The 12,772-nt window shown below is 64.3% G+C and carries 14 protein-coding genes; 7 read left to right on the top strand and 7 right to left on the bottom strand.

What is annotated here, in order from left to right:
* Window positions 1-22 precede the first annotated feature (22 nt).
* The 4 genes from AB7Z56_RS36250 (at window position 23) to AB7Z56_RS36235 (ending at window position 4,617) form a co-directional block, all read left to right on the top strand.
* The gene (locus AB7Z56_RS36250; RefSeq protein ID WP_371496415.1) at window positions 23-1,237 is read left to right on the top strand and encodes an ABC transporter substrate-binding protein; all 1,215 of its coding nucleotides are present in this window, start codon (window positions 23-25) and stop codon (window positions 1,235-1,237) included.
* An 84-nt stretch (window positions 1,238-1,321) separates the two neighbouring features.
* Complete coding sequence (locus AB7Z56_RS36245; protein ID WP_063985353.1) at window positions 1,322-2,515, top strand: CaiB/BaiF CoA transferase family protein; 1,194 nt, start codon at window positions 1,322-1,324, stop codon at window positions 2,513-2,515.
* Between the two features lie 100 nt (window positions 2,516-2,615).
* Window positions 2,616-2,834 carry a hypothetical protein gene (locus AB7Z56_RS36240; protein ID WP_063985352.1) on the top strand — a complete coding sequence of 73 codons (219 nt, stop codon included), beginning with the start codon at window positions 2,616-2,618 and terminating at the stop codon, window positions 2,832-2,834.
* 220 nt (window positions 2,835-3,054) lie between these two features.
* On the top strand, window positions 3,055-4,617 hold the full coding sequence (locus tag AB7Z56_RS36235) for a L,D-transpeptidase (RefSeq protein ID WP_063985351.1): 1,563 nt from the start codon (window positions 3,055-3,057) through the stop codon (window positions 4,615-4,617).
* Between the two features lie 93 nt (window positions 4,618-4,710).
* On the opposite strand, the gene AB7Z56_RS36230 is transcribed toward AB7Z56_RS36235, so the two are convergent.
* Together AB7Z56_RS36230 and AB7Z56_RS36225 are read right to left on the bottom strand one after the other, a co-directional pair.
* The gene (locus AB7Z56_RS36230) at window positions 4,711-5,115 is read right to left on the bottom strand and encodes a hypothetical protein (RefSeq protein ID WP_063985350.1); all 405 of its coding nucleotides are present in this window, start codon (window positions 5,113-5,115) and stop codon (window positions 4,711-4,713) included.
* A gap of 153 nt (window positions 5,116-5,268) precedes the next feature.
* Window positions 5,269-5,640, bottom strand: a complete 372-nt coding sequence (locus AB7Z56_RS36225; protein ID WP_283018470.1) for a hypothetical protein — start codon at window positions 5,638-5,640, stop codon at window positions 5,269-5,271.
* A gap of 187 nt (window positions 5,641-5,827) precedes the next feature.
* Here AB7Z56_RS36225 and AB7Z56_RS36220 point away from each other — a divergent pair, with 187 nt between their 5' ends.
* Window positions 5,828-6,793, top strand: coding sequence for a GlxA family transcriptional regulator (locus tag AB7Z56_RS36220; RefSeq protein ID WP_063985349.1), 966 nt, complete (start codon window positions 5,828-5,830; stop codon window positions 6,791-6,793).
* A gap of 10 nt (window positions 6,794-6,803) precedes the next feature.
* Here AB7Z56_RS36220 and AB7Z56_RS36215 read toward each other — a convergent pair whose 3' ends face one another.
* The 5 genes from AB7Z56_RS36215 to AB7Z56_RS36195 form a co-directional block, all read right to left on the bottom strand.
* Complete coding sequence (locus tag AB7Z56_RS36215; RefSeq protein WP_063985348.1) at window positions 6,804-7,616, bottom strand: class I SAM-dependent methyltransferase; 813 nt, start codon at window positions 7,614-7,616, stop codon at window positions 6,804-6,806.
* A 100-nt stretch (window positions 7,617-7,716) separates the two neighbouring features.
* Entirely contained in the window at window positions 7,717-8,256 is a 540-nt protein-coding gene (locus AB7Z56_RS36210; protein WP_063985347.1) for a VOC family protein, read from the bottom strand.
* 31 nt (window positions 8,257-8,287) lie between these two features.
* The gene (locus AB7Z56_RS36205; protein ID WP_063985346.1) at window positions 8,288-9,256 is read right to left on the bottom strand and encodes a Bug family tripartite tricarboxylate transporter substrate binding protein; all 969 of its coding nucleotides are present in this window, start codon (window positions 9,254-9,256) and stop codon (window positions 8,288-8,290) included.
* A gap of 11 nt (window positions 9,257-9,267) precedes the next feature.
* Window positions 9,268-10,161 carry an MBL fold metallo-hydrolase gene (locus AB7Z56_RS36200; protein ID WP_063985345.1) on the bottom strand — a complete coding sequence of 298 codons (894 nt, stop codon included), beginning with the start codon at window positions 10,159-10,161 and terminating at the stop codon, window positions 9,268-9,270.
* Window positions 10,162-10,165: 4 nt separating this feature from the next.
* Complete coding sequence (locus AB7Z56_RS36195; RefSeq protein WP_063985344.1) at window positions 10,166-11,377, bottom strand: ABC transporter substrate-binding protein; 1,212 nt, start codon at window positions 11,375-11,377, stop codon at window positions 10,166-10,168.
* Between the two features lie 167 nt (window positions 11,378-11,544).
* Here AB7Z56_RS36195 and AB7Z56_RS36190 point away from each other — a divergent pair, with 167 nt between their 5' ends.
* Window positions 11,545-12,243 (top strand): TetR/AcrR family transcriptional regulator, encoded by a 699-nt coding sequence (locus tag AB7Z56_RS36190; RefSeq protein ID WP_063985343.1) that lies wholly within the window; start codon window positions 11,545-11,547, stop codon window positions 12,241-12,243.
* The gene (locus AB7Z56_RS36185) at window positions 12,221-12,772 is read left to right on the top strand and encodes a carboxymuconolactone decarboxylase family protein (protein ID WP_063985342.1); all 552 of its coding nucleotides are present in this window, start codon (window positions 12,221-12,223) and stop codon (window positions 12,770-12,772) included. Before AB7Z56_RS36190 ends, AB7Z56_RS36185 begins: the two co-directional genes overlap by 23 nt.

The following is a 12,772-nucleotide window of genomic DNA, read 5'->3' as shown; positions in this document are numbered from 1 at the left end:
ATGCGTCTTGCCTGGGAAGGAGATGCCGAGCATGCCGGGAAGACAACTGGTCCGCGGAGTCGTTGCTCTGCTTGCGGCGCTGGGCGCCACTTCGGCCGCGATGGCCGGAAACTACGACACCGGCGCGACCGACACGTCGATCAAGCTCGGGCAGACCATGCCCTACTCGGGACCGGCCTCCGCGTATTCCGCGATTGGCCGCGCCGAGATCGCCTATTTCAAGATGCTCAACGACAAGGGCGGCATCAACGGCCGCAAGGTCGAGCTGCTCAGCATGGACGACGGTTATTCCCCGTCGAAGACGGTCGAGCAGGTTCGCCGCCTCGCCGAGGGCGACGAGGTGCTGGCGATGTTCTCAATGCTCGGCACCGGTCCCAACATCGCCGCGCAGAAATACCTCAACGCCAAGAAGATCCCGCAGCTGTTCCCGTCGAGCGGCGCCAGCCGCTGGAACGATCCGCAGCATTTTCCCTGGACCACCGGTTCGCAGCCGACCTACCGGACCGAAGGCCGCATCTATGCCAAGTGGATTCTTGCGAACAAGCCGAATGCCAAAATCGCCGTCATCACGCCGAACGAAGATCCCGGGCGCGACTATCTCGCCGGCTTCAAAGAAGGGTTAGGGGAGCACGTCAACCAGATCGTGTCCGAGGCCACCTACGAGACATCGGATCCGACCGTCGACTCCCAGATCGTCAAGTTCAAGGCCGCCGGCGCCGACGTTGTTTTCAACGAGTGCACGCCGAAATTCGCGGCGCAAGCGATCAAGAAGATCGCCGAGCTCGGCTGGAAGCCGCAGATCATCCTTCCCGCCGTTTCCAACTCCGTCGGCTCCGTGCTGGTGCCGGCCGGGCTCGACAATTCCGTCGGCATCGTCACCGGTGCTTTCCAGAAGGATCCCGGTGATCCGCGCTGGGAGAATGATTCCGGCATGAAAGCCTGGCGCGAGTGGATGAAGACGTACAATTCGAGCGCCGATCCGGCCGACGTCTTCAACGTCACCGGCTACACCATGGCGCAGATCATGGAGCTGGTGCTGCAGCGCGCCGGCAACGACCTCACCCGCGCCAATTTGATGAAGCAGACGCAGTCGTTCAGGGATGTCGAATTGCCGATGCTGCTGCCGGGCATCAAGCTCAACACCTCGGCCGAGCAGGTGACGCCGATCCGGCAGTTGCAGATGGCGCGCTTCAACGGAAAATCCTGGGAGCTGTTCGGCGACGTGATCGGCGAATAGGATCGACGCAATGTGACGGGCGGGCTGGTACCAGCCCGCCCGTCTTGTCCCACAATTGCTTCCTCCAACGACAGTGAAACGACGATGACACCGACCGGCCCCCTCAGCGGTATCCGCGTTCTCGATCTGACGAGCGTGCTGTTCGGCCCCTACGCCGCGCAGATGCTCGGCGACTGGGGCGCCGATGTCATCAAGGTCGAGCCGCCCGCGGGCGACACCTGGCGCTACACCGGCGTGTTCCGGAACCGCGGCATGAGCGGCCAGTTCATGGCCGTCAACCGCAACAAGCGCAGCCTCGCGCTCGACCTGAAGCATCCGGACGGCAAGGCGGCGCTGGCAAAACTGATCCCGACGGTCGATGCGCTCGTCACCAATGTGCGACCCGCGGCGATGGCGCGGCTCGGCTTCGGTTACGCGGCCTGCGCAAAGCTCAATCCGCGGCTGATCTATGCCGCGGCGACCGGCTTCGGCCAGGACGGGCCGTGGGCGGCGCGCCCCGCATTCGACGAGATCATCCAGGCGGCTTCAGGCCTTGCGTCATCGATCGGATCGGACGAGGAGCCGGAATTCGTTCCGAGCCTGATCGGCGACAAGATCTGCGCGATGGCGATGGTCGGCGCGGTGTCCGCGGCCTTGTTCCGGCGCGAGCGCAGCGGGCAGGGCCAGATGGTCGAAGTCCCCATGCTGGAAACCATCGCCGGCTTCAACAGTATCGAGATGCTGGGCGGGCACGCGTTCGATCCGCCGATCGGCCCGACCGGCTACAAGCGGATGAAGAACCGGCGCCCGGTGCAGACCAAGGATGGCTGGCTGACGATGCTGCCTTACTCCGGAGACAATTGGTGCGCGTTCTTCGAGGCTGTCGGCCGCCCCGAGCTGATCGAGGAGCTCGGGGTGCGCGATCCCGTGCTTCGTTCCCAGAACATCGACAAGGTCTATGACCGCATGAGCGAGATCGGGCCGACCCGCACCACGGCGGAATGGGAGGAGCTATTGCTGCGGCTGGACGTGCCGCACACCGCCTTCGCCCGGCTCACCGAGATCGGCGAGCAGCCGCATCTCGCCGCCGTCGCACTGTTTGCGGATATCGATCATCCGACCGAAGGCCGGATCCGGCAGGCGCGGCCCGCGACGAAATTCTCGGAAAGCCCGGCCGGCATCCATCGCATGGCGCCGCGCCTCGGCGAGCATTCGCGCGAGGTGTTGCGCGAGGCGGGCCTGAGCGATGCGGAAATCCAGGCCGCGGTCGACAGCAAGGCGGTCGGGGTCGCGTCTTGAGCCGCGGCGTTCGGGAACCGCATCTCTGTGATGACGGTCACATCCTGCTGTCGCGGGCGGGTCTAGCGTAGGCCTGTTCATCTTCGCCCCGGATGCGGTCATGACCACCAGCGACTTTGCCTTCGTTCTGCGCAGGCTGGGCCTTGCTGCCGCCCTCATCTGCGTCCTCCTGAGCCTTACCGTGTTCGCGGTCCTGCTAATCGTGGAGCACGAACCGGTCGGGCAGGCTGCCGCGCACGCTCTGCCGCTCATGGTGTATGCGCTGTTCGGCCTGTTCGGCGCTGCAATGACCCGGCTGATCGGGCGCCGTACCCACTAACCGGACATTGTGCCGCAGCGATTCGTGACCAGCCCCGGGCCAGCTCCGGCCCCAGCCCACCTTCCGCCCGCGCGAGCCCTCGTATATGAGAGATTTGCCGCCTGATAGGTCCGAATATTGCCGGATACGGAACGCAAGGTGGCTGCGAATTCTTAATTCAAAGATCGCAATCTGATGTGATCGACGTAAGGCGCGGACTGGTACTGGACCGGGGAATGGCATGAAAGACCTGATGACGACGGCGCAATCCACCACGGCGATGCGGCGTTGGCGGCCCCCCGGACTTGTTGCGCTCGCAACGGCCGTTGCCCTGACGGCGCTGAGCGGAAGCGCCGAGGCGGCCAAGCAGGCCCGCCAGCCGGCCGAGGCGGTGGCGCCGCGCGAGGCCGGCGAGCCGATCATGGCGATCGTGTCGATCAAGAGCCAGCAGGTCACTTTCTACGATTCCGACGGCTGGATTCTGCGCGCGCCGGTGTCCACCGGCACCACCGGGCGAGAGACGCCGGCCGGCGTCTTCGCCATCGTCGAGAAGGACAAGGACCACCGTTCGACCATGTATGACGATGCCTGGATGCCCAACATGCAGCGCATCACCTGGAACGGCATCGCGCTGCATGGCGGGCCGCTGCCCGGCTATGCCGCTTCGCACGGCTGCGTGCGCATGCCCTTCAACTTCGCCGAGGGCCTGTTCGACAAGACCAACATCGGCATGCGCGTGATCATCTCGCCGAACGACGCGGCCCCGATCGATTTCACTCATCCCTCGCTGTTCGTGCCGAAGCGCGAGGCCATCGCGGCCGTGCCGAACCGGGCCGACAAGCTCTCCGCTGAAGCCGAGGAGGCGATCCAGGCTGCCGCCGAGGCCAAGAAGGCTGCGGCCGCGGCCGCGAAGGAGGCCGCGTCGCTTCCCGCGTCGCTGCGCAAGCTGGAACAGCAGAAGTCCAAGGCCGACGCCGAGCTCGCCTTCGCCGACAAGAAGATCGCGGCTGCCAAGACCGATCAGGCGCGGGCGCAGGCCGAGGAGCTGAAGCAGAAGGTTGCGACCAAGGCCGCCGACGCTGCGTCGGCGCTCGAGGCCGCCAAGGCCGCCGCGCAGCCGAAGCGCGACGCCGTTGCCGCCACCAAGGAGGCGGCAAAGGTCGCGGCAACCAGGAAGGCCGATGCGGTGACGGCTGCGACCGACGCCAAGCTCGCGCTTGAGCCGGTGTCCGTTTACATCAGCCGCGCGACGCAGAAGCTCTACGTGCGGCGGAACACGCACAAGCCGGCGCCGGACGGCGGCGGCGAGGTGTTCGACACCAGCATCGAGGTGCCCGTCACCATCCGCAATCCCGACCAGCCGCTCGGCACGCATATCTTCACCGCGATGGCGAAGGCCGATACCGGCCTGCGCTGGAGCGTGGTCACGATCGAGAACGGCGACGACGCCAAGGACGCGCTCGATCGCATCACCATTCCGCAGGACGTCTGGGATCGCATCGGGCCGACGGCATTGCCGCGTTCGTCGATCGTGATTTCGGACGAGCCGCTGAGCGCCGAGACCAATTACCGCACCGAGTTCGTCGCGGTGCTGAGCAATCATCCGCAGGGCGGCTTCATCACCCGCAAGCCGACCGCGCCGCCGCCGATGGAAATGGCAAGCGATGACAGCTGGGGCAATGGCGGCAACGGCTTCGGCTTCTTCTTCCAGCAGCAGCCGAACCCGCAGCCCGTCAATCCGCGCCGCCGCGGCCAGTATCAGTATTATCAGCCGGCGCAGCCGATGCAGCGGGGCTTCTGGTAGGACGGCGCGCCGCGCTGGGCCGCGTCATCGCCTGAGCTGAAGATATCTGTCGTCGGCGACCGCAGCGGCGCCGACGACGGGCATACCGGCTGTCTACTGTGGACCCGTCGACATGCCCTGCAACTGCCGAAGCGGATTGAGCGGGCCAAGCGGGATCAGCTCGAAGCTCATGAGATGAGCCTGCCCCAGGGGCAGCTTTTCGAGCATGTCATGAGCGGCCGCGATATCCGTGACGTTCAGGATGAACGCGACGCCGACACGATTTTGCAGCGAGTACCACTGGTCGATTTTGCCATCGAGATAGAGCTTCACCGTCTCGCGCACTTCCATCGGCAGGATGGCGCGCGCAGCGGCGACATCGGCGCCGGGGTTTACGGTGCCGATCGCGAGAATTCGGGTGGTCGGTGTCGGTGGCGTGGGTGACTGCGCGCGTCCGGGGACGGCGGAGGTCAGGCACAGGGCGAATGCCAGGAGACCGGCAGCGAGTGTAAGCTTCATTTGAAATCCTCCATGTTCCGAGGTTTACGCTCTTCATTTAGTCATGCTTCGCCGGCAGCGATTGCCGCACGTTGCATCGCCGCCGTGGAACGGCGGCGATGCGGGCCGGTTCGGAAGGTTGGTGGAAGCGTCGCGTGTCGGTCCGACGCGCGGTCACTTGCCCTGGATGAGCATGCCCAGCGGCGCGAGCGGACCGACTTGCATCAGCTCGTAAGTGGCGAAGCCGTCGGTGACGAGCGGCAGTGCTTCCACGGTCGCCTTGGCCTGTTCGAGGGATTCGACGTTCATCAGGAAGACCACGCCTGGCTTGTCCTGGCGAAACCAGAACTGCTCGATCTTCCCGTCGAGATACAGCTTGAGCGTGGCCGGCACTTCCCTCGGCATGATCTGCTGCCGCTGCTCGGGTGTCGGTGCCTTGCCGATGTTACCGATGGCGATGACTTTCATGTGGGCTCCTTTGGATTGCTGCTTGTCAGTGGACGGCATCGGATCAAGGACCTCCTGCAATGTTGGCAGAAGCGCCATTTTTAGATGCGTTCACGCCATCGATTCCTCGAGCGAACATCTGGAATAGCGTTGTTGGTTCAGATGATTGCCCTTATCTATCGATCGCGATGAAGGCCTTTGTTCCGGTTGCCGTTGCATCGCAAGCTAGGCTTGCTTCCGTCCGAACGGTATTGTCGTAAACGACAACTTTGAGAGCGTTTCCGCCATGCGCATTCAATTGCTCGCCCTAGAGGGATTTTGGGACACCGGGCTGACCGTGACGCTCGATGCGTTCACGATCGCCAACAATTTCGCGGCCGCTCAAACGGGCGGAGCGCCCCATTTCGATGTCTCAATTGTCGGCGTGCGGAAGAAGGTCCGATCCGGGCAGGGCTTTGCGATCCCCGTCAAATCGGTAACATCCGATCTGAAGCCGGACTGGGTCATCGTGCCGGCGTTGAATACGAGCCGGCCGGAACAGCTGATTCCGGCGCTCGACCGGCGCGATGTCAGAGAGGCAGTGAAACAGCTCCAGTCCTGGTACGCCGAGGGCGCGCGCATCGCCGCGTCCTGCATCGGTACCTTCGTGCTGGCGGAGGCGGGGCTGCTCGATAGACGAGACGCGACCACCACGTGGTGGCTGTCACCCTTGTTTCGCCAACGCTACCCCAATGTTCGTCTCGATGAGACACGCATGCTGGTGACGTCAGACCGCGTCGTCACGGCGGGCGCTGCGATGGGGCATCTCGATCTTGCGCTGTGGTTCATACGCCAGGCGAGCCCCGAGCTCGCGGCCGTCGTGTCGCGCTATCTGCTCGCCGACCTGCGCTCCCTGCAGGCGCCCTTCATCATTCCCAATCACCTCGCGCAGGCCGATCCGCTCATCCAGCGTTTCGAGCACTGGGCGCGCGAACATCTCAAGCAAGGGTTTTCGCTGCAGGAGGCCGCCAGTGCGCTCGCGACGAGCGCACGCACCTTGCAGCGCCGGTGCGAGTCGGTGCTGGGTAAGTCTCCGCTCTCCTACTTTCAGGATCTGCGAGTCGAGCGCGCGCAGTCGCTGCTGCATGGCAGCGGTCTCGACGTCGATGCGATCGCCGCCGAGGTCGGCTATGAGGACGGCGCGACGCTCCGGACGCTCTTGCGGGAACGGCTCGGACGCGGCGTGCGCGAGCTTCGCGCAAACCTGCGCTGAGGGTCCGCACCTACGGCCGCGCCTCGATCACGATCGCCTGAATCTTGCCTTCGACCGCTCCGGACCCATGGCGCGATCGGAGCGCCTCGGCGACGAGGTCGGTCGCAGCCTGAAGCTTGCTGGCATCCCTGGCCTCGATCTCGCTGCGCAGCGGCGTGCCCTGGCAGAGCGCGATCGCAACATACTCGGCCGACGGCGCGCGGCTCACCGCAGCAAGCGTTTCGATCGAGATGTGGCGGAAGCCCGCTTGTTCCAGGTCGGCTCTGATAATGGCCTTGTCGTGATAGCCATGCGGCGTCCGCACCATGAAACGGGGCGGATCATCGGGAAACATTTTTCCGAGCGCCGCGGTGGCGTCATCGGCGAACACGTTTTCCTCGATGCGGTCCCAGACGTTGAATACGAACGTGCCTTCCGGCCGCAACACCCGCTTTGCCTCGGCGTAGCCTTTGACGCGGTCGGGAAAGAACATGACGCCGAACTGGCAGCAGACCGCGTCGAACGCGGCTTCGTCAAAGGGCAGGGCGGTGGCATCCGCCTGACGCCATGTCATGCGCGGGTCCTCACCCTGGCGCTGCGCCGCGATCTCGAGCATCGGCTCGTTGAGATCGGTTGCGACGTAACGGATGCCGGGAGGCAGCGCCGCGGTCACGGCCCGCGTAACGGCGCCGGTACCTGCCGCGGTTTCCAGTATCGTCGACGGGGAAAGAGCCGCGATACGCTTCGCGATGTCGGCGGCGTAGTGGGCAAAGATCAGCGGGACGAGATACTCGTCGTAGATTTTCGGAATCGAGCCGGCGAAAACCTTGTCAGTGTTGGACATGCTTGCCTCGCTGAAGGTTCGGACACGAGGTTCATGCTACCATGGATCGCAGTCGTACCGCATCTGCGGCCTCTTCCGGTCGCAATCCGGCGGTCGGATTTTAAGGTTTCGCTCCGCCGACTTCGCGGATCGGCCGCGTCCCGTCCCAGGTCATCGCCGCCTGCTGGACCTTCTCGAAGAACGGCCCCTTGGTGCCGCTGATGTCGGAGATTTCGATGATGGTTCCTGGATGGGCCTGCGTGTCGAAATAGGCAAAGCGTCCCTTGTCTCCGCCGATCTGGCCTTCATGGCCTATCCTGTAGCCGAGCCCGAGTGCCTTGTCGTAGAGCGCCTGATAGTCGTGGCTCCAGTAGGACATGTGCTGGAGGCCCTCGTGGCCGGCGTCGAGGAATTCCTTGTACAGCGAGGGCGCATCGTTGCGCTGCTGGATCAGCTCGATCTGGAGATCGCCGGAATTGGCCAGCGCAATGCTCATCTCGACCGCGGAGTCCTGGCCGCGATGGCGGAACCAGTCGGTCTTGACGCGGTCCATGTAGTACCAGGGGCCGACGCCCATCACCTCGATCCAGTGCTTGATCGCGGCGTGGATGTCCCGCACGACGTATCCGTTCTGGCGCACCGCGCCGAAAATGCGGCTCATGCCCGCGCTCCCTTCTGATCGCTTGCGATCGTCACTTGACCTCGATGCCTGCGTCCCTGGCAACCTGCTTCCAGGCTGCGATGTCGCGGGCGTTGATGTCGCGCTGCTCGTCGCCCGGCACGTATTGCGGCGTGATGCCGAGCCCCAAAAGCTTCTCCTTCACCTCGGCATCGCCCAGCGCGTCCTTCAACGCCGCCGACAATTTCTGTGCGATCGGGGGAGCGAGGCCGGCGGGACCATACATCGCCCAGGACAGGCTGCGGTCGAACGGCACGCCCTGTTCCTTGTAGGTTGCGACGTCAGGCAGGCTCGGCGAGCGCTCGCCGCAGGCGGCCAGCGCCTTGATAGAGCCGTCCTTCACCAGTGGCGTTGCGGTTGCCATGTCCAGCGTTGCAAGCGAGATGTGGCCGCCAAGCAGGTCGCCCGCGAGTTTGGCGATGCCGTTGAACGGCACGTGATCCATCTTGATGCCGGTCTGCTGCATCAGGATTTCCGCGCAGAATTGTCCGGTCGAGCCGACGCCCCAGCTTCCGTACTGGATCGGCTCGCCCTTCTTGGAAAGCGCGATCAGGCCCTTGATGTCATTGGCGGGAAAATCCCTGGTCGCCACCAGCATGATCGAGGACGTCCCGATGCGTCCGATCGTCGTAAAATCCTTGATCGAATCGTAGGGCAGTTTTGGATAGATCGCCGGCGCCAGCACATGCGTGGTCATGCCGCCGACGGTGATGGTGTAGCCGTCGTTCGGCGACGCCGCGACCATCTGCGTGCCGAGTGTGCCGGCAGCACCCGTGTGGTTCTCGATATAGACGCTCTGTCCAAGCGTTTTGCCCATCTTGTCGGCGAGCAAGCGGCCGATCACGTCGCCGCCGCCGCCGGCCGCATAGGGCAGAAGCATTTTGATCTTGTGGGTGGGGTAGGTGGCAGGATCCTCGGCGTGTGCCGGCAGTGCCGCCGACAGCAATGCGAGCAATGACAGGGTGACAGTGCGCAGCTTCATGATAGTTCCCCCTAATCCTCGAAACGAAATCTGTAGGCCTCGCCATGCCGGATCACGTGGCCCGCAGTCGGCGCCGGAAAATGGCCGGTGAGCAGATAGCTCGGCGTGTCCGCAAGTTCTTCCAGCAGCGCCATCCGTGTTGCGACCGCGGCGGCCGGATCGACGTCGGCGGCGTTCGACAGCCACGGCGCCGCGCACTGGATGGGATGGTGGATGACGTCGCCGGACATCACCGCGTGATCGTGGCCGCCATTGAGGTGGATCTGCATGTTGCCGGCGGTATGGCCCGGTGCCGGCGCGAAGCGTAAGCCTGCGTCGCGATCGTTGAACACGCGATGATCGGTCTCGACCAGCTCGGCGAGGCCGGCTGCGACGACCGGCAGCACGGAGTCCTCGAAAGAGCCGTGGTTGACCGGGCGTTTCGGCGCGGCATTGTGCGCGGCCTCGAAGTGGCGGTACTCCTCGCGTCCCATCAGATAACGCGCGTTGGGGAAGGTCGGCACCCAGCGGCCGTCCACGAGGCGCGTGTTCCAGCCGACGTGGTCGACATGCAGATGCGTGCACATCACGAAGTCGACCTCTTCAGGGGCAACGCCCAGCGCCTGCATGTTGTCGAGATAAGGTCGGTTGAGGTTGTCCCACATCGGCACGCGCGGCCGCGGCTTGTGGTTGCCGCAGCAGGTGTCGACGATGGCGGTCCAGCGCGGCGTGCGCACCAGATAGGAGTGGTGGCTGAGGATGAAGCGACCGGTCTCCGGCTCGATATAGCGATGATCGAGCCAGCTCCGGTTCTCCGCGATCACCGCGTCGGTGACGTTGGCGAACAGCCAGGTCTTTTCGAAGGCAAGCGAAGGGATCTCGCTGACGAGATCGATCCGCATGCTGCCGATCCTGACCTGCCGCATGGGCTCAGTTCTTCAGGAGGTCGCCGAACGGCACCCAGCGCGTGCCGTCGAAGCGGATGAGCTGGAGGCTCGTCATCGGCGTGTAGTGCTCGGGCGAATTGTTCACCGCGGTGCCGTTGATCAGCATCGGCAGCTTTACGTCCTTGAGCGTCGTGGCCTGCTTCAGCACATTGGCACGGGTGAGGTCGTTTCCGGACGCCTTCAGCACCGTCACCAGCGTCTGCGCGATGGTGTAGCCGTAGACATTGAGCCAGTCGCTCTTGTTGGCGTCCGGCAGGTACTTGTCCATGAACGCCAGCCATTCCTTATAGCCGGCGTCGTCCCTCGAGGCCGGGTCGGTCGCGTCCTTCAAATACTGGCTGGAGATGACGCCGGTGGAATTGTCCTTGCCGGCCGGCTCCAGCACGCCGCTGATCGAGGCCGAGACATTGGAGATGATGGTGACAGGCTTCCACCCGATCTCGCCGATCTTGCGGATCGCCTGCGCCGCGAATTTTGGCGTTGCCGCCACCAGCACGATTTCTGCGCCTGCGGTCTTGAGCTGCAGGATTTGCGTATCGACCGTCGGCGCCGAGGTCTCGTAAGCCGCGCGCGCAACGATCGCCTCGCCGCTGCCGAGCCCTTCCTCCAACGCCTTCAGATAGTCCTTGCCGAGGTCGTCGTTCTGGTAGAGCACGCCGATCTTCGCATTGGCGTGGCTCGCCTTGATGTACTTCGCGTAGGTGATCGCCTCGTCGCGATAGGTCGGCTGCCAGCCAACGGTCCACGGAAAGTTCTTGGGATCGTCCCACTTCGCGGCGCCAGAGCCGAGGAAGAGCTGCGGCACCTTGCGGTCGTTGAGATATTTGTGCACGGCGCTGTTGGTCGGCGTGCCGACGCCGCCGAAGATCAGCAGCACCTCCTCGCTCTCGACCAGCCGCCGCGTCTGCTCCACCGTCTTGGGCGGGCTGTAGGCATCATCGGCGATGATCATCTGGATGCGCCGGCCGTTGACGCCGCCGTCGTCGTTCACCTTGCGGAAATAGGCCTCCGCCGATTTGGCGATCTGCGCGAAGGCGGACACTGGCCCGCTCAGCGGCGCGGTGGTGCCGATCTTGATGGTCTTGTCGTCGGCGCCGGGATCGTATTTCGCGCTTTGGGCCTGAACGGCACTGGCTGCGAGCAGCGGCAACAGGATGCAGGCCGCACGAAGGCGAAGGCGGGCAAAGCGCGCCATGAGGTCGTCTCCCCAAAATTGCTCTCCGCCTCTCATTGGAGCGGAGTTGAAACGCGAGAACAGCGCCCGAAGCGGACTTGCGGGCCGCGACCGCTGCCGCCAGACTGGCGAAACGAACGATCGTTCGTACGGTTGACTAGCGAACGTTCGTTCGTTAGTCAAGCCACATGGCTGTCCACACCTCCAGCGCGGCGGAAGCGGCTGCGCCCACGACCCGCGAGCGCATCCTCAGCGAAGCGCTCAATCTGTTCGCGCAGAGCGGCTATGGCGGCGCCTCGATGCGCGAGCTTGCGCGCCGCGTCGGCATCCGCGAGAGCAGCCTCTACAACCATTTCTCCGGCAAGGCCGCGATCCTAGAAGCGATCGTGGCCGAGCACGGCCCCGCCAGTTCGGCGAGCCGGTTGGAAGAGCCGCGCTACAAGCAGCTGGCGCGCCAGCCGGCCGCGTTCTGCCGTCAGTTCGCGCTTGATCTCGTCGAGCAATGGTCCGACCCGCGCGAGCACCAATTCCAGAAAGTAATCACCGCCGAACGTAACCGCGTGCCCGGCATCCGCGCCAAATTCGCCGACCATTTTTATGCGCGCGAGCAGAGCATGATGACGGATTACTTTCGCGGTTTTGCGCTCGCCGGCCTGGTCTCGACACCCGATCCGCGCGAGGCCGCGCGGCTGTTCGCGGCCGGCCTGATCTACATCCGCCTCGAGCATTACGTGATGGGCGCGGCACCTTCGCCGCGGCCGAAGGTGATCGAGGCGATCGACCGCTATCTCGCCTTTTTCCTGTCGCTGATCGCGGCAGGCAATGGCGAAGACAACAAGAAACGAAAACCCAAGGGAGAAACGCGTGGCAAGGCTGCCCCTGATTGATCCGGAGACGACGAGCGGCGATATCCGCGCCTCGTTCGACCGCATGCCGGTCAAGCTCAACATCTTCCGCATGATGGCCCATGCCGAGGCCAACATGATCCCGGCGATGCGGCTCGGCAATTCGATCCTGCACAAGCAGAAGCTCTCAGCCGTCAACCGCGAGCTTTTGATCTTGCAGGCCGCCCAGCTCGAGGGCGGCGCCTATGAATGGCGCCAGCACGTGCCGATCGCGATCGGGGTCAGCTGCACGCAAGGACAGATCGATGCGGTGGAGCGGGCTGACTACGATGCCGCCAGCTTCAGCGATGCTGAGCGCGCGTTGCTGAAGTTCGGCCGCGAGGTGGTCGAGAATGTTCGCGTGCCCGAGGCGACCTTCGCTGCCGCGCGAAAACACTTCAGCGATCAGGAGATCGTCGAAGCCATCGTCGCGCTCGGCTTCTATATGATGATGGCGCGCCTGACCGAGGCAACCGAAACCGATCTCGATCCCGCGGCCGGCATGAAGGTCTATGACGGCGGCAAGAAGTAG

Source organism: Bradyrhizobium sp. 482_C4_N1_8 (assembly GCF_052075965.1).
In the GTDB taxonomy this organism is placed as follows: Bacteria; Pseudomonadota; Alphaproteobacteria; order Rhizobiales; family Xanthobacteraceae; genus Bradyrhizobium; species Bradyrhizobium barranii.
The sequence above is the reverse complement of the archived record's forward strand: the minus strand, read 5'-3'. Positions and strand labels throughout refer to the sequence as shown.